We start from the raw sequence: 15,205 nt of genomic DNA, 5'->3' as shown, positions 1-15,205 counted from the left end.
GGTGCGGTGACCTCCACGCACGACCCGAACACCCCCGCCGCAGAGCGTCCCGTCGCCCTGCGCGCCAACGACATCCTGCGTTTCCTGCTCGAGCTCTTCGCGATCGTCTCGCTGGGCATCTGGGGGTTCATCGCCTGGCCGCTGCCGTGGAACATCGTCGTCGGCATCGGAGCGCCCGTTCTGGCGATCCTGCTGTGGGCCCTGTTCCGCTCGCCGAAGGCCGTGCTGCACGTCGACCCGTTCGTGAAGGCGATCGTCGAGATCGTGGTGATGGGCTCCGCCGCGTTCGCCTGGTGGAACCTCGGTCAGCCGATCGTGGCGCTCGTCTTCGCCGTGGTCGCCACGGTCAGCGGCGTGATCAACGGACGGCGCGAGTTCGCGTGACCGGCATCGTCGTCCATGACGCCCGCAAAGTGGATGCGAGCGGACTGGTCGACGAGTTCTGGATGGTCGTCGACGGCGACCGCATCGTCGCGACCGGCTCCGGCACGGGCTGGCACGAAGCGGCACGCACGCCGGGCGCCGAGGTCGTCGACGCCGGAGGCCACTGGCTGACGCCGGGATTCATCGACCTGCATTGCCACGGCGGCGGCGGTCACCCGTACGACGACGGCCCCGAGGAGATGCTGGCGGCGCTGGCCACGCATCGCGCACACGGCACCACGCGCGCGCTGGTCTCGCACGTCGCGAACCCGCTGGCCTCGCTGCGTGAGAGCCTCGGTGTCGTCGCCGACCTGACCGCTGTGGACCCGATGGTCCTCGGCTCGCACCTGGAGGGCCCGTTCCTGGCCCGCGAGCGACGGGGAGCGCACGACGACGCCTTCCTGCGCGAGCCCGGGCCGGAGATGGTGGAGGAGCTGATCGGCGCGGCGCGTGGCACCCTGCGCACGGCGACGATCGCGCCGGAGCTGCCGAACGCCTTGGAGGCCATCGGCGTGCTGATCGAGGCCGGCGTGGTCGTCGGCGTCGGCCACACGGCGGCCGACTACGAGCAGACCCGCCGCGCGTTCGAGGTCGGCGCGCGCCTGCTGGTGCACACGTTCAACGCCATGAACGGCATTCATCACCGCGCTCCTGGGCCGGTGATGGCGGCGATCGAGAACCCGGAGGTCACTCTCGAGCTCATCCTCGACGGCCTCCACGTGCACCCCTCGGTGGCGGGGCTGCTGTTCCGGGAGGCGCCGGGACGGGTCGCGCTGGTCACCGACGCGATGGCGGCGGCGGGAGCCTCCGACGGGGATTACCGCCTGGGCGGGCTGAACGTCAGCGTGCGCAACGGGCTTGCCGTGCTCTCCGGCACGACGACCATCGCCGGCTCGACCCTCACGCAGGATGCGGCCCTCCGCAACGCGATCACGCTCGTCGGCCTCGACCCGGTGACCGCGGTCACCGCGCTGACGCACACCCCGGCGGAGGCTCTCGGCGAGGCGCACCGCTTCGGCCGCCTCCACACCGGCTTCGCCGCCGACGCGGTGCTCCTCGACCACGAGTGGCGCGTGCAGCGCGTCCTCGCGGACGGCGTCCTCCTCTAGCGAGCCCGCGCGCCGCTCCGGCCCGCGGCCAACGGAGGACTTCCGCCCTCCACAGCCGCGCATCTCCTCCGTTGGCTGCGATTCCCGGGCGTGTCCGCCCGGATCTCCTCCGTCCGCGACGCGCTACAGCTTCTGCCAGGCCGGCTTGTGGTCGTAGGCGTAGCGGTAGTAGTCGATGTTGCGGAGCCGGGACGCCGCGGCCTCGTCGACCAGCACGGTGACGTGCGGGTGCAGCTGGATGGCCGAGCCGGGGTTGGAGGCCGACACGGGCCCCTCCACGGCCCCGGCGAGCGCCTCCGCCTTGCCCTCGCCGAACGCGAGCAGCAGCAGGTGGCGTGCCTTCAGGATGGTCGAGAGCCCCTGCGTGATGCAGTGCATGGGCACGTCGTCCTCGCTGTCGAAGAACCGCGCGTTGTCTTTGCGGGTCTGCTCGGTGAGCGTCTTCACGCGCGTCACCGACGCGAACGACGACCCGGGCTCGTTGAAGCCGATGTGGCCGTCGGTGCCGATTCCGAGGATCTGCACGTCGACCCCGCCGGACTCCGCGATCGCCTTCTCGTAGTCGGCGCCGGCGTGCTCGATCGTCTCGCGCGCGCCGTTCGGGGTGTGGATGAGCGACGGAGTGAGCCCGAGCGGTTCGACGACCTCCCGCGTGATGACGGCGCGGTACGACTCGGGGTGCCCTGCCGGCAGGCCGACGTACTCGTCGAGCGCGTAGCCGCGCACGTGGGAGACGTCGAGGCCGCTCTCGGAGATCCGCCGGGCCAGCGCCCGGTACACCGGGAGCGGGGTCGATCCGGTGGCGAGGCCGAGCACGGCGTCTGGCTTGGCGGCGATCAGCCGGTGGATCGACTCGGCCGCGAGCTCGCCCGCGGCGTCCTTGTCTGCGACGACGACGACTTCAGCCATCTGTTCCTCCTACGAGTGCCGCTCCGAGCGCGGCGACGGGCGTTCCTTCGGGGACGAGGCGCACCCGCCGGGACAGCGCGAGCGACGCGAGGAACGGGGACGTCCGCGCCCACCCGTCGAGCACCTCGTGGACGTCGCTCAGCAGCCGGTCCCCGAGATGACGGAGGCCGCCACCGATCACGACGGTGTCGACGTCGACGGTCAGCACGAGGACCCGCACCGCTGCGGCGATGCCCTCAGCAAGCCTAGCGGCGATCACGCGGGCCTCGCGGTCGCCGTCGGCGGCGGCGGCGAAGAGCGCGCGTGCGGGAAGCGGGTCGTCCGTCGGCCACTGCCGGGCGATCCCGGACCCGCTCGCCATCGTCTCCAGGCAGCCGCGCTGGCCGCACCGGCAGAGCGCGCCAGCCGGGTCGACGGGGAGGTGACCGATCTCGCCCGCGACGCCGGTGGCGCCGCGCCAGAGGCGGCCGTCCACGACGATGCCGGCTGCCATCCCGGTGCCGAGGTTGAGGTAGGCCATCGACCCGTCCAGCCCGAGCAGGTGGAACGCGCCGAGCGCCGCCGCCTTCACGTCGTTCTCGACGCGCACGCCGACGCCGAGCCTCCCGGCCAGCTCGCCGCCGAGGGCGAGGCTCTCCACGCCGAGGTTGACGGCATGGGCGACCTGCCCGGAATCGCGGTCGACTGTTCCGGGGATGCCGATGCCGATCGAGGAGAAGCCGCCGGCCGCGAGCCCGGTCAGCTCGCCGATGCGGGCGACGGCCGTGACCGCGGTCTCGACGACCGCCGCGTGCCCGAACCCCGTGGCGAGGCGGACGCGCTGCGCGAGCGCTCCGCCGTCGTCGACGGCGACCGCGTCGGTCTTCGTGCCGCCGATGTCGATGCCGAGTCTCACGGGGCCTCCCCCGCGTGCGCCGCCGGGTCGCGGTCGAGGAGCTCGATGAGCGCGCGGCCGATCAGCCGGGAGGCGCCGAACGTCGCGATGTCCGCGTAGGCGCGGTCGTCGCTCGGCCAGCCCATGTCGACCACGAGCACGCTGTCGCGCTCGGCGCGCAGCCGGTCGATCGCCGCACGGGCGAAGGCGTGGCGATGGTTGTCCTTGCCGACGACGAGCACGGGCGAGGAGGCCGCGAGCACCAGGTCGGGGTGGTCGCCCTCGGTGAAGACCACCAGCGGGTTGGCGGCGAAGCGGGAGGTCGCCCGATCCGCGCCGGCCTCCCGGGTGCCGGCTGCCGCGGCGACGTCCGCGAACGGCCCCCACGGCGCCTGGCCGATGGCGATGTTGGCGACGGTGTCGATGCGCACGATCGAATAGCGGCCGTGATGGTCGTGCAGCCACGCGGTGGCGTGATCCGAGACGTCGAAGGCCTCGAGCGCACGGCGCACGTCGGGCTCGTCGATGTCGGCCGCCCGGCCGCGAACGCCGGCGGATGACGGCGACAGGGTATGGGCGGCGGCGTCGGAGCGCACGCCCTCCGCGAGCGCGAGGACACGGGCCCCGGCCTCCTCGACGCGGCTCTGCGCGAGTCGTCCCGCAGCGATCGCCGCGGCGACGGCGTCCTCGATCCCGGCGAGCTGGGCGTCGGTGTTCTCGGTGCCGATGCACAGGAGGTCGCAGCCGGCGATGAGCGCCAGGACAGCCGCCTCCGGGATGCCGCGTTCACCGCTCGCACCGTGCATATCGAGCGCGTCGGTCACGACCACGCCCGTGAAGCCGAGCTCACCGCGCAGCATGCCTTCCACCACGACCCGGCTGAACGTGGCGGGGAGGTCGCCGTCGATGCGCGGGAGGAGGATGTGGGAGGTCATCACCGTGCGTGCCCCGGCCTCCACGACCGCACGGAACGGCAGCAGCTCGCGCTCGCGGAGCTGATCGGCGGTGAGGTCGACCTCCGGGAGCTCGAGGTGGGAGTCCTGGGCGGTGTCGCCGTGGCCGGGGAAGTGCTTGGCGCAGACGGCGACGCCGGCGGACTGCAGACCGCGCGTCCACGCGGCGCCCTGCTCGGCGACCACCTCGGGCGCCGAGCCGAAGCTGCGCACCCCGATGACGGGGTTGTCGGCGTTGGAGTTGATGTCGACGTCCGGGGCGAGGTCGAGGTTCACCCCGACGGCGTGCAGTTCTTCGCCCACGCGGCGCGCGACGGCCTCGGTGTACGCGGCGTCGCCGAGGCGCCCGAGGACCGCGTTGCCCGGGAACGGCGACCCGCTCTCGTAGTAGAGGCGGGTGACGTCGCCGCCCTCCTCGTCGATCGCGACGATCGCGTCGGGGTTGGCGGCGTAGATCGCGTCCGTCAGCGCGCGCAGCTGCGCGACCGATTCGACGTTCTGACCGAAGAGGCACACCCCGCCGAGACCGTTCCGCAGCCGCTCCTCCAGCCACCCCGGCAGGGTGGTGCCCACGAAGCCGGGCAGGAGGGTCGCCGCGATGCGGCGGCGGAGGGCGGTGTCGGTCGGGTGGGGAGTCTCGATCGCGTCGGCCGTGGTGGTCGGATCGGGCCGGGTGACCGACATCCCGCTCACCCCTTGACCGCCCCGCTGACGAGCCCGCTGGTCATGCGTCCCTGGACGATGAGGAAGAAGATGATGACCGGCACGGCCACCAGGGTGGAGGCCGCCATCACCTGTCCCCAGTCGGTCGCGCGCGACGCGGACTGCTGGATGAAGCCGCGCAGCCACAGCGGGAGGGTCTGGCTGCTGTTGTCCTGCAGGATGACCAGGGCCACGGTGMACTCGTTCCACGCCTGGAGGAAGGCGTAGACGCCCGAGGCGACCAGGCCGGGGGCCAGCAGCGGGAATGTGATGCGCAGGAAGGCCTGCGTGCGGCTCAGCCCGTCCACCATCGCGGCCTCCTCGAGGTCGGCGGGGATGCCTGCGACGAAGCCGCGCAGCATCCAGATGGTGAAGGGCACGACGGCGGCGATGTAGATGATGCTGACGCCGACGACGGTGTTCAGGAGGCCGAGCGATCCCATCAGCTTGTACTGCGCGATGAACAGGCCCTCGGCCGGGAGCATCTGGATGAGCAGCACGGCGAGGACGAATGACGTGCGCCCGCGGAACTTGAACCGGCTGATCGCGAGCGCGGCCAGGAAGGCGAACGCCAGGCAGAACACGACCGTGACGAGGGCGATGACGAGGCTCATCCCGAGCGCCGGGAAGAACGTCCCGCCCTGGACGACGGCGGTGAAGTTGTCGAACGAGCCGCCGAACGGCAGCCAGGTGGGCGTCGAGCTCTGCAGCACGACGTTCGGAAGCAGCGAGGAGTTGATCATCCAGTAGACGGGGAAGACCCAGATCAGCCCGAGCACCACGGCGAGCACTCCGAGGAGGATGCGGCCGGGGCGGACCTTCTGCTTGAGCTTGCGGTCGGCGGCGACGGTGGTCACGACTGGTCCTCCTTGAGCAGGTGGCGGACGTAGAACCAGCTCAGGGCGATCGTCAGGACGAGCACGAAGACCGAGACGGCGCTGGCCATCGCGAAGTCGCTCGAGCCGACGCCGAGCTGGTAGATGTATGTGCCGAGCAGGTTGGTCTCGCTGGCGATGGAGCCCTTGTCCTGCAGCAGCTTGATCTGGGTGAAGACGCGCAGGTCCCAGATGATCTGGAGCAGCAGCACGATCCCGAGCACCGGCCGGATCATCGGCAGGATGATGTAGCGCAGCCGCTGGAAGCCCTTCGCGCCGTCCATCTGCGCGGCCTCCAGCACCTCCGCGGAGACCTGTGTGAGACCGGCGTAGACGGAGAAGGCCACGAACGGCACGCTCATCCAGGTCACGATGACGCCGGCGACGAAGAAGAACGAGAGCGGGTTCTGCAGCCAGTTGTGGTTCTGGAAGTCCAGGCCCCACGAGGTCAGCACGTTGTTGATCACGCCACGGCGCCAGTCGAACAGCCAGTTCCAGACGGTCATGGCGGCCACGACCGGCATCGCCCAGGCGAGAAGCAGCGTGATCTGCAGGAAGATGCGGGGGAAGCGCGAGATGCCGGTCATCAGCAGGGCGAGACCGACTCCGATCACGACCGTCACGGCGGCGGTGGTCAGGCAGAAGACGATCGAGCGCGCGACGACGACCCACATGTACGAGTCGGAGAAGAGGGTGACGTAGTTGTCGAACCAGACGAACGGCGCGGGCCGGCCGAACTGCTGGGCGAGCCCGAAGTGCTGCATCGACGTGACGAGCTGCCAGACGATCGGGTAACCGAGCGCGAGCAGCAGGATGAGGATGGCCGGCAGCAGCAGGGTGTAGGGCGTGAGCCGGCCTCTGCGCTTGCGGGGAGCGTTCGGCTTCGGCGCGCTCGCGGTCGGCGAGGCGGTCACGGTTTCGCTGGTGGTGGTCACGGCGGTCCTCCTTCCGGTGGTGTGGGGAAAATCCGGGTGCGGTATGGGAAGAGTCTGGAGGCAGGGGCGAGGGCGCGGAAGGGTGGTGCTGCTTCCGCGCCCTCGCCTGCCGGTTGGTGCTAGGTGGAGCCGATCAGCCGTTCTTCACGTTGAGAAGAGCGTTGATCTTGGTGTCGTACTGCTGGGCGAGGCCCTTCAGGTCGGACGAGTCGCGGATCTTGGAGAAGAACTCCTCCATCACGTTCGCCGCCTCGACGGAGGCCCAGCCCGGAGCGGCCGGGGTCAGCTTCGAGTTGGAGGCCGACTCGATGAGCGCCTTCGCGAACTGGTCGTCACCGAGCGAGGACATGTAGTCCGAGTTCGCCGGGCCGAGGCCGTTCTTGCCGAGCATCTCCTGGTACTCCTTGCTGAAGATGATCTTCAGCAGCGTCTTGGCCAGACCCGGGTTCTTGGACTTGGCCGAGATGCCGATGTTGGAGCCGCCGGCGAAGACCGGAGCGGGCTTGCCGTCGTTGCCCGGCAGCACGTAGGTGCCGAAGGTGCTGTCGTTCCAGGTGCGGACCGCCTTGCCGTCCTTGGTGGAAAGGTCGCCGATCGACCAGTGCGCCCAGCCCGGAGCCATGATGGTGGCGGCGGCGAGCGAGGTGTCACCCGTCTTGTTGCCGTTGGCGTCCACCGTCTGGTCGGTGTCGTTCAGGTAGATGTACTGGTTCGAGTCCTTGGCGTCGTTCGGGGCCTTGGACGCGTTCTTGTAGATGTCCTGCAGCTGCTGGAGACCCTTCAGCGAGTTCGCCGAGTCGAGCGTGGCGACCCACTTGGAGCCTTCCTTCTTGGCGATGTCACCGCCGTTCGCGAAGATCCAGGAGATGCCGTCGCGCCAGTCCTGGCCGCCGAGGAAGAAGCCGGAGAAGTTCGGGATCCCCTTCGGGTTCTTGGCCGTGATGTCGGCGACGGTGCTGTTGAACTGGTCCAGAGTGGTCGGCACGGAGGCGCCGGCCGCGCTGTAGACGTCCTTGCGGTAGAACATGTAGCGCGAACCGAAGTAGTACGGCAGCGTGTAGTTCTTGCCGTCGACCTTGCCCGCATCGACGAAGGACTTCAGCAGCTTGTCGCCGCCCAGGTCCTTGTACATGTCGGAGATGTCGAGGAACGCGCCCACGTTCGTGAACGTCGGGGACTGGGTGTTGCCCATCTCCGTCACGTCGGGGGTGTTGTTCGCGTCGGGGAGCGACGTGGTCAGCTTGGTGACGATGTCTCCCCAGTCCTGCTGCTCGATCTTGAGCGTCGCACCCGTCTCCTTGTTGAACTCCGTCTTCAGGTAGTTGCGGAGCGCGTCAGGGGTGTCGGATCCGACGAGCCACAGGGTGACCGTCTTTCCCTTGCCGTCGGTGCTCGGAGCCTGGCCTCCTCCTGAGGCGCATCCGGCGAGCACGAGAGCGGAAGCCGTAGCCACAGCGGCGAGGCCGACGAGCTTTCTCTTCATTGCTGTTCCCTTCATAGTGTTCGGGCTTTCTTGGGTGGTCAGTGTGGGCGGGTGCTTCACACCGTCGGTGCAGGGGTCGTGGATCGCGCGGTGCTGTGTTACGAGACCCCGAGTTGTCCGGAGAGGACGAGTACGGCCGCGCCGCGCAGGACGATGTCCTGCCCCTGCGTGGTCATCCGGACCGCGAGGTCGGCGTGGTTCTCCGCCATCGTCCGGTTCCGGAGCGTGTGGATAGTCGCCTCGGCGAGAGGGCCATCGAGAAGGTCGGTCGGCCCGCTGAGCACGAGTTCCGACAGATTGAGGGCGCCCACGACCGGGGCGAGCGCGATGCCGAGCCGGCTGCCCGCCTCGCGGAGCAGCGGCGTCGCGTCGGCGCCCTCCGCCTCGGCCGCGAGGATGCCGCGGCGCAGCTGGGGGACGCTCAGCCAGTGCTCGAGCACCTGGTCGCGACTGTAGGTGGCGTCGAGGCCGAGGTCGGTGCCGACCATGACCTGGCCGATCTCGCCGGCGGCGAAGTGGCTGCCGTAGACGAGCGCGCCGGCGATGATCAGCCCGGCTCCGATGCCGTGGCCGACGCGGATGAGCATCATGTCGCCCGTGGCGCCGCCGTAGCTGTGCTCGGCGAGGACGGCGGCGTTGGCGTCGTTGGCGACGACGACCGGCAGTCCGGTGAGCAGGTGGAGGTCGTGCTGCAGCGGCACGGCCGTCCAGCCCAGGTTCGGGGCGGTGAGGATGGTGCCGGTGAGGTCGACGACGCCCGGGGAGCCGACGCCGATGCCGAGGATGGGCGCTGTCGCGCTCTCGACGAGGTGGCGGACCAGCTCGACGACCTTCGCGTGGGCCTCCTCGCCGGTCGCGACGCGGCCGTCGGCGTCCTCCAGCGGAACCTCGGCCGAGTGCAGGAGCTCGCCGTCGAGGTCCATCACAGCGCCGCGGAAGCGGTCGTGGTCGCTCAGGTCGACGCCGACGATCTGGTGCGCCGTGCGGTTGATGTCGAGGAGCACCGCGGGCTTGCCGGGGCGCGCGGACTCGCGCTGACCGAGCTCGATGACCAGGCTTTCACTCAGGAGTTCCGCGACCAGATCGGATACCGTGACCCGGGTGAGTCCGGTCTCGCGTGCGATGTCCGCGCGGCTGAGCTGTCCCGACCGGTACAGCGTCTGGAGGACGAGCGAGCGGTTGTGGCTGCGCGCGTGCTCCGGGAGGACCTTGGCGCGCGGCCGGAGTGCTCGGCCGGGGCCGAGCCCGCCGTTGCCTCCCCGCACATCCATCGTGGTCATGTTTGTTAGTAAAGCTTACGAACAAAAGAAACGCAAGCGCCGAAACGAACTCGTTACACTCCTCCACGTGACCGTCGCATCCTCCGCCCCCGCCCGCACCCCGTTCGCCCTCACCGGCTCGCGCGCCCTCGTGACCGCCGCCAGCCGCGGACTCGGCCGCGAGATCGCCCTCGAGCTCGCCGGCCAGGGAGCCGACGTCGTTCTCGGCGTGCGCGACCCCGACGGCTCCGACGAGCTCGTCGCCGAATTGAGCGCCTTCGGGGTGACGGCGCGCGCGATCCGCTTCGACGTGCTCGACCTCGCCGCGTGCCGCATCGCCATCGACGAGGTCGTCGCCGAGCTCGGGCCGATCGACATCCTGGTCAACAACGCCGGCGGCGGCATCAATGCGCCGGCGCTGGTGGTCACCGAGGACGACTTCGACCACGTCTGGCAGCTGAACACGCGCTCGACGTTCTTCCTGTCGCAGCACGTCGCGAAGGTCATGCGCGCGAACGGAGGCGGATCGATCGTCAACATCGCCTCGCAGGCCGGGCTCGTCGCCCTCCCGCTCGAGTCGTCGTACTGCACCGCCAAGGCCGGCGTCGTGCACCTCACCCGCTGCCTGGCCGTCGAGTGGGGAGGCTACGGGATCCGGGTGAACGCGGTCGCCCCGACCTTCATCGCCACGGACGGCACCTCGGAGGCGCTGGCCGACGACGACTTCCGCGCCGACACGATCGAGCGCATCGCCGCCCTCCACCGCATCGGCGTCCCGGCCGAGGTGTCCGGCGCCGTGGCCTTCCTGGCCTCCCCCGCCGCCTCGCTCATCACGGGGCAGACGCTCGCGATCGACGGGGGCTGGACGGCGCGGTAGCGCCGTCTCAGGCCGTCGGTACGACCAGCGTGCGCAGCTCGGCGATCCGGCCGTCGCGGACGACGATCACGTCGATCCCGCGGGCCACCGGCGACCCGGCCGGTCCGAGCGCCCACGCGAGCGCTCCCGAGTCGGCGCCCTCGTAGCGCGGGCCGTCCTCGCTGAAGGCGAAGGCCTCTGGAAGGTCGCGCAGCAGCACGTCGGCCTTCGCGGCCAGAGCCTCCCGACCGGTGGCGCTGCCTTCCGGGTCGGTGAAGAGGATGTCCTCCGTGTACACCTCGTCGATCGCGGCCCGCCGTGCGGCGGCGTCCCGCTCGCCGAAGACGCGGTGGAGGTTCGCGTCGAGGAGTTCCTGGATGCTGCTCATGCGAGTGGTTCCTTCCGGTGGCCGGTCGTCCGATGCCCGTCACAACGCGATCGGACGCCGCGGTCTTCCCGCGTCAGCCGGTGCGGGGCCGCAGCCCGTCGATGAGGAGGTCGAGGAGCCGGCCGGTCTGCGCCTCGTCGGCGGAGTCGCCGGCGCCGCCGGCCGACACGAAGACGCCGAGCAGCATCGAGACGACGTCGTCCGCGCGCACGTCGGAGCGCAGGGTGCCGTCGGCCGCGCCTGCCACCAGCAGCGAGCCGATCACCGCGACGATGCGCTCGCGGGTGGAGGGCGTGGCGATCCGCCCGGAGGCCCAGCCGGCGCGCAGCGTGCCGAGCATGCCGCGCTTCGTCGCGGTGAAGCGGGCGTAGTGGTTCATCCACTCGCGCAACGCCTCGTCGCCGGGCAGCTCGGCGAGGAGCGGCTCGGCGTCGGCGACGACGGCGTCGAGCTCGGCCGCGTAGACGGCCTCCACCAGGGCGTCCCTGGTCGGGAAGTGCCGGTAGAGCGTGCCGATGCCCACCCCGGCGTCTTTGGCGATGCGGTCGAGGGTCACCTCGTCGCCGTCGGCGGCGAAGGCCGCACGCGCGATCGTGAGCAGATGGTCGCGGTTGCGCTGGGCGTCGGCGCGCAGCGGCCGGGTGTTCGGCGAACTCAAAACGGAGGCTCCTCCGGAAAGGTGTATCGTGGCGATAGCGGAGGCCCCTCCGCTTCGTCCATTCTGACACGGGAGGACACCACCATGACCGATGACACGACGACTCTCCGCCGGCCGCGACCGGGCGGCGTCGGCAGGCTCGCCGGGCGCGAGGTCGCCCGGATCGGCATCGGCGCGATGCAGCTGGAGCGACTCCGCGACGACCGCGCCGCGGCGATCGCCCTGGTGCGGCGCGCGATCGAGCTCGGCGTCGACCACGTCGACACGGCCGAGTTCTACGGCGGCGGATACGTCAACCACGTGCTCGGCGAGGCGCTCGCCGGCGCCGACGACGCCGTGCAGGTCGTGAGCAAAGTCGGCGCCGAAGTCGGCCACGGTGGCCGCGGCCTGCGGCCCGCGCAACGTCCCGAGCAGCTCCGCGCATCCGTGGAGGACAACCTCCGCTCACTCGGCCTCGAGAGCATCCCGGTGGTCAACCTGCGGCGCATGGACGCCGGGCTCGGGATCCGCGCGGAGGGCGACCAGGTCGTGGGGCTCGACGACCAGCTCGCCACCATGGTGACGCTGCGCCACGAGGGCCTGATCGGGGCGATCGGACTCAGCAGCGTGACCATCGACGGCCTCCGTCGCGCCCTCCCTGCAGGAATCGCGTGCGTGCAGAACGCCTACAGCCTGGTCGCGCGCGACGACGAGGACATGCTCGCGCTCTGCCGTGAGGAGGGCGTCGCCTGGGTGCCGTACTTTCCGCTCGGCAGCGGCTTCGCCGGCCTCCCCAAGGTGACCGACGAGCCCGCCGTGATCGCGGCGGCGGAGGCCCTCGGCGCGACCCCGTCGCAGATCGGCCTCGCCTGGCTGCTGCAGCACGCGCCGAACGTCCTGCTCATCCCCGGCACGGCGAACGCCGAGCATCTGGAAGCTAACCTGGCGGTGGGTTCCGTCGCGATCGACCCGCAGACGGCCGCGCGCCTCGACGCCATCCCCACCCGGGAGGTCGACCTCGCGGCGTTCCGGGCCCGGCGCGGCTGACCGGCTCGGCGCATTAAACAGCTCGTGCCGAATGCCACCCCGGACGAACCGGAGCCGGCATTCGGCACGAACGCTGAGCGAGAGGCTTACGCCAGACGCGTCTTGAGGTTCTCGCTGATCGCGTCGAGGAACTCCTCGGTGGTGAGGAACTTCTGCTCCGGGCCGACCAGGAGGGCGAGGTCCTTGGTCATCTTGCCCTCCTCGACCGTCTTCACCACGACGTCTTCGAGGGTGTGGGTGAAGTCGATGAGGTCCTGGTTGCCGTCGAGCTTGCCGCGGTGCGCGAGGCCGCGCGTCCAGGCGAAGATCGAGGCGATCGGGTTGGTGGAGGTCGGCTTGCCCTGCTGGTGCTGGCGGTAGTGGCGGGTCACGGTGCCGTGAGCGGCCTCGGCCTCCACGACGCTGCCGTCCGGGGTGGTGAGCACGGAGGTCATCAGGCCGAGCGACCCGAAGCCCTGCGCCACGGTGTCGGACTGCACGTCGCCGTCGTAGTTCTTGCACGCCCAGACGTAGCCGCCCTCCCACTTGAGGCTGGAGGCGACCATGTCGTCGATCAGGCGGTGCTCGTAGGTGAGGCCCGCGGCGTCGAACTTCTCTTTGTACTCGGTGTCGAAGACCTCCTGGAAGAGGTCCTTGAACCGGCCGTCGTAGGCCTTGAGGATGGTGTTCTTGGTCGACAGGTAGACCGGGTACTGACGGTCGAGGCCGTAGTTGAACGACGCGCGGGCGAAGTCGCGGATGGACGCGTCCTGGTTGTACATGCCCATCGCGACGCCGGCGCCCGGAGCCTGGTAGATCTCGAACGACTGGGCCTCGCCGCCGTCGGCGGGCTGGAAGCTCATGGTCAGCGTGCCGGGGCCGTCGAAGGTGAAGTCGGTGGCGCGGTACTGGTCGCCGAAGGCATGACGGCCGATGACGATCGGCTTGTTCCAGCCCGGGACCAGCCGCGGGATGTTCGAGATGATGATCGGCTCGCGGAACACGACGCCGCCGAGGATGTTGCGGATGGTGCCGTTCGGGCTCTTCCACATCTTCTTGAGGCCGAACTCCTCGACGCGGGCCTCGTCGGGGGTGATGGTGGCGCACTTGACGCCGACGCCGTGCTTCTGGATGGCGTGCGCGGCGTCGATCGTGATCTGGTCGTCGGTCTCGTCGCGCTTCTGGATGCCGAGGTCGTAGTACTCGAGGTTCACATCGAGGTACGGGTGGATGAGCGACTCCTTGATCGCCTTCCAGATGATCCGCGTCATCTCGTCGCCGTCGAGCTCGACGACCGTTCCATCAACCTTGATCTTGTCCACTGGTTCTCCTGAGGTCTGTGCCGTGTTTCAGCCGGAGACAGCTTACCGGAGGCGGACAACTATCTTGACATCGAGACACTTTTGCCAGCAATCGGTCAGCGGTCGCGCCGACTATGCGGGGCCGCTCCGCGCACGTTACCCTTTCGTCATGGCTGAGTTGAGACTGGAAGAGTTGAGCGCGAAGACCGTCGTGGCGGCGAACGCGCTTTCGCTGAAGCCTGGTCAGGAGCAGTTCATCGCTCCCGTGTCGTACTCGGCCGCGGCTGCCGTCGCCGACCCCACGACTTCCTGGCAGCGCGTCGTGCTCGACGGCGACGAGGTCGTCGGCTTCATCATGGGCGACTTCAACCCGCATGCGGAGCACGAGGAGTTCAAGGCGATCCTCTGGCGGATCAACGTGGACGCCGACGACCAGGGCCGCGGCATCGGCACGTTCGCCGTGCGGGCGCTGGCCGACGAGGCGCGCGAGCGCGGCGTCGAGCGCCTCTATGTGATCTGGGAGTCGGGCGAGCTCGGCCCCGAGCAGTTCTTCCTCCGCACCGGGTTCCAGCCCGTCGGCGAGACGCAGTACGGCGAGACGGTCGGTGCCCTCCAGCTCTGACGACACCTCGGCGACGGGTGCCGACTTCGCCTCGAGGGTCCTGGCCGTCGTGGAGAGCATCCCACCGGGACGCGTGATGACCTACGGCGACGTCGCGGCGACTCTCGGCTCCCGCGCGTCGCGGATGGTCGGCCAGGTCATGGCCTACTACGGCGCCGAAGTGCCGTGGTGGCGGGTCGTGCGGGCCGGCGGCCATCCCCCGGCCAACCACGAGCACATCGCCCTGCAGCACTACCGCGCGGAGGGCACACCGCTTCTCGGGGGAGGCGAGCGGCCCTATCGGGTGAATCTGGCGGTCGCGCGCCACGACGCCGGCTGATCCGCCCGATCGCGACATCATCCTCCCGGTCGATGCGGCGCTCAGGTTGATGGTGTTGACTGAATGGGTCTGTCCATCATTCCTGCCAGGAGCGTCCGTGCCCCGTACCCGTCGACTCGGCCTCGCCGTCGCCGCCGTCCCCCTCGTCGCCGCCCTCTCCGGGTGCTCGGTCGTGGCCGCGTTCACTCCGCACGTCGAGCCGGCGATCTACGACACGGCCAAAGACCTCAAGGCGTCGAAGAGCACGACGATCGGAACGACGTCGTTCGTCCCCGACGACGCGAAGGTGATCCGCGTCGACTACGACTCGCAGTCGGGCGAGGCGATCTTGACGTACACCTCCACCGCCCTGCTCCGGCCCGACGTCTGCAAGCTGACGACGGTCGCACCGCCCAAGCCGACCATCCAGGACAGCTGGTGGCCGATCTCCGGCGTCCCCGCCAACGCGTCCTACTCGTGCCCGGGAGGCTGGAGCGCCTTCACGATCGGGCAGCAGGTATACGCGGTGCGGCCCGCCAAGGCATAACGGCGCCG

Annotated in this window: 17 protein-coding genes; 7 read left to right on the top strand and 10 right to left on the bottom strand. The window is 70.1% G+C overall.

What is annotated here, in order from left to right; all coding sequences use genetic code 11:
- Window positions 1-6 precede the first annotated feature (6 nt).
- Window positions 7-384 (top strand): YrdB family protein, encoded by a 378-nt coding sequence (locus ASF88_RS03370; RefSeq protein WP_055914196.1) that lies wholly within the window; start codon window positions 7-9, stop codon window positions 382-384.
- Window positions 381-1,532 (top strand): N-acetylglucosamine-6-phosphate deacetylase, encoded by a 1,152-nt coding sequence (nagA, locus tag ASF88_RS03365; protein ID WP_055914193.1) that lies wholly within the window; start codon window positions 381-383, stop codon window positions 1,530-1,532. Before ASF88_RS03370 ends, nagA begins: the two co-directional genes overlap by 4 nt.
- A 123-nt stretch (window positions 1,533-1,655) precedes the next feature.
- On the opposite strand, the gene ASF88_RS03360 is transcribed toward nagA, so the two are convergent.
- From ASF88_RS03360 to ASF88_RS03330, 7 genes are all read right to left on the bottom strand, one after another.
- Complete coding sequence (locus tag ASF88_RS03360) at window positions 1,656-2,441, bottom strand: glucosamine-6-phosphate deaminase (protein ID WP_055914189.1); 786 nt, start codon at window positions 2,439-2,441, stop codon at window positions 1,656-1,658.
- Complete coding sequence (locus ASF88_RS03355; protein ID WP_055914186.1) at window positions 2,434-3,336, bottom strand: ROK family protein; 903 nt, start codon at window positions 3,334-3,336, stop codon at window positions 2,434-2,436. The genes ASF88_RS03360 and ASF88_RS03355 overlap by 8 nt, the downstream gene beginning before the upstream one ends.
- Window positions 3,333-4,952: a glycoside hydrolase family 3 protein gene (locus ASF88_RS03350; RefSeq protein ID WP_082518726.1), complete on the bottom strand. Its 1,620-nt coding sequence runs from the start codon at window positions 4,950-4,952 to the stop codon at window positions 3,333-3,335. Before ASF88_RS03350 ends, ASF88_RS03355 begins: the two co-directional genes overlap by 4 nt.
- Window positions 4,953-4,957: 5 nt before the next feature.
- Window positions 4,958-5,827, bottom strand: a complete 870-nt coding sequence (locus ASF88_RS03345) for a carbohydrate ABC transporter permease (protein WP_055914184.1) — start codon at window positions 5,825-5,827, stop codon at window positions 4,958-4,960.
- Entirely contained in the window at window positions 5,824-6,780 is a 957-nt protein-coding gene (locus tag ASF88_RS03340; RefSeq protein WP_055914181.1) for a carbohydrate ABC transporter permease, read from the bottom strand. Before ASF88_RS03340 ends, ASF88_RS03345 begins: the two co-directional genes overlap by 4 nt.
- Before the next feature lie 133 nt (window positions 6,781-6,913).
- Window positions 6,914-8,263 carry an extracellular solute-binding protein gene (locus tag ASF88_RS03335; RefSeq protein WP_055914177.1) on the bottom strand — a complete coding sequence of 450 codons (1,350 nt, stop codon included), beginning with the start codon at window positions 8,261-8,263 and terminating at the stop codon, window positions 6,914-6,916.
- Between the two features lie 98 nt (window positions 8,264-8,361).
- Window positions 8,362-9,543, bottom strand: coding sequence for an ROK family transcriptional regulator (locus ASF88_RS03330; RefSeq protein ID WP_055914174.1), 1,182 nt, complete (start codon window positions 9,541-9,543; stop codon window positions 8,362-8,364).
- A 67-nt stretch (window positions 9,544-9,610) separates the two neighbouring features.
- Here ASF88_RS03330 and ASF88_RS03325 point away from each other — a divergent pair, with 67 nt between their 5' ends.
- A complete protein-coding gene (locus ASF88_RS03325) occupies window positions 9,611-10,399 on the top strand; it encodes an SDR family NAD(P)-dependent oxidoreductase (protein ID WP_055914172.1) in 789 nt (262 codons plus the stop codon).
- Window positions 10,400-10,406: 7 nt separating this feature from the next.
- Here the strand turns inward: ASF88_RS03325 and ASF88_RS03320 are convergent, their stop codons facing one another.
- Both ASF88_RS03320 and ASF88_RS03315 read right to left on the bottom strand, forming a co-directional pair.
- A complete protein-coding gene (locus tag ASF88_RS03320; protein ID WP_055914169.1) occupies window positions 10,407-10,766 on the bottom strand; it encodes a nuclear transport factor 2 family protein in 360 nt (119 codons plus the stop codon).
- A gap of 73 nt (window positions 10,767-10,839) precedes the next feature.
- A complete protein-coding gene (locus tag ASF88_RS03315) occupies window positions 10,840-11,424 on the bottom strand; it encodes a TetR/AcrR family transcriptional regulator (RefSeq protein WP_055914166.1) in 585 nt (194 codons plus the stop codon).
- Between the two features lie 84 nt (window positions 11,425-11,508).
- Here ASF88_RS03315 and ASF88_RS03310 point away from each other — a divergent pair, with 84 nt between their 5' ends.
- Window positions 11,509-12,450 (top strand): aldo/keto reductase, encoded by a 942-nt coding sequence (locus ASF88_RS03310; protein WP_055914164.1) that lies wholly within the window; start codon window positions 11,509-11,511, stop codon window positions 12,448-12,450.
- Window positions 12,451-12,536: 86 nt separating this feature from the next.
- On the opposite strand, the gene ASF88_RS03305 is transcribed toward ASF88_RS03310, so the two are convergent.
- The gene (locus ASF88_RS03305; protein WP_055914162.1) at window positions 12,537-13,751 is read right to left on the bottom strand and encodes an NADP-dependent isocitrate dehydrogenase; all 1,215 of its coding nucleotides are present in this window, start codon (window positions 13,749-13,751) and stop codon (window positions 12,537-12,539) included.
- Window positions 13,752-13,899: 148 nt separating this feature from the next.
- Between ASF88_RS03305 and ASF88_RS03300 the strand changes: the two genes are divergently transcribed.
- From ASF88_RS03300 to ASF88_RS03290, 3 genes are all read left to right on the top strand, one after another.
- Window positions 13,900-14,352, top strand: coding sequence for a GNAT family N-acetyltransferase (locus ASF88_RS03300; RefSeq protein ID WP_055914159.1), 453 nt, complete (start codon window positions 13,900-13,902; stop codon window positions 14,350-14,352).
- Window positions 14,336-14,671, top strand: a complete 336-nt coding sequence (locus tag ASF88_RS03295) for an MGMT family protein (RefSeq protein ID WP_055914157.1) — start codon at window positions 14,336-14,338, stop codon at window positions 14,669-14,671. Before ASF88_RS03300 ends, ASF88_RS03295 begins: the two co-directional genes overlap by 17 nt.
- 97 nt (window positions 14,672-14,768) lie before the next feature.
- Window positions 14,769-15,197, top strand: coding sequence for a hypothetical protein (locus ASF88_RS03290; RefSeq protein WP_055914154.1), 429 nt, complete (start codon window positions 14,769-14,771; stop codon window positions 15,195-15,197).
- Window positions 15,198-15,205 lie beyond the last annotated feature (8 nt).

It is taken from the genome of Leifsonia sp. Leaf336 (assembly GCF_001423695.1).
In the GTDB taxonomy this organism is placed as follows: domain Bacteria; phylum Actinomycetota; class Actinomycetes; order Actinomycetales; family Microbacteriaceae; genus Leifsonia.
Note: the sequence above shows the minus strand (reverse complement) of the source record. Positions and strands in the feature narration are given on the sequence as shown.

Coding starts and splice junctions, on each gene's coding strand:
- ASF88_RS03320 (WP_055914169.1), bottom strand. CDS start 10,766: ATGAGCAGCATCCAGGAACTCCTCGACGCGAACCTCCACCGCGTCTTC.
- ASF88_RS03330 (WP_055914174.1), bottom strand. CDS start 9,543: ATGACCACGATGGATGTGCGGGGAGGCAACGGCGGGCTCGGCCCCGGC.
- ASF88_RS03335 (WP_055914177.1), bottom strand. CDS start 8,263: ATGAAGAGAAAGCTCGTCGGCCTCGCCGCTGTGGCTACGGCTTCCGCT.
- ASF88_RS03300 (WP_055914159.1), top strand. CDS start 13,900: ATGGCTGAGTTGAGACTGGAAGAGTTGAGCGCGAAGACCGTCGTGGCG.
- ASF88_RS03360 (WP_055914189.1), bottom strand. CDS start 2,441: ATGGCTGAAGTCGTCGTCGTCGCAGACAAGGACGCCGCGGGCGAGCTC.
- ASF88_RS03310 (WP_055914164.1), top strand. CDS start 11,509: ATGACCGATGACACGACGACTCTCCGCCGGCCGCGACCGGGCGGCGTC.
- ASF88_RS03350 (WP_082518726.1), bottom strand. CDS start 4,952: ATGTCGGTCACCCGGCCCGATCCGACCACCACGGCCGACGCGATCGAG.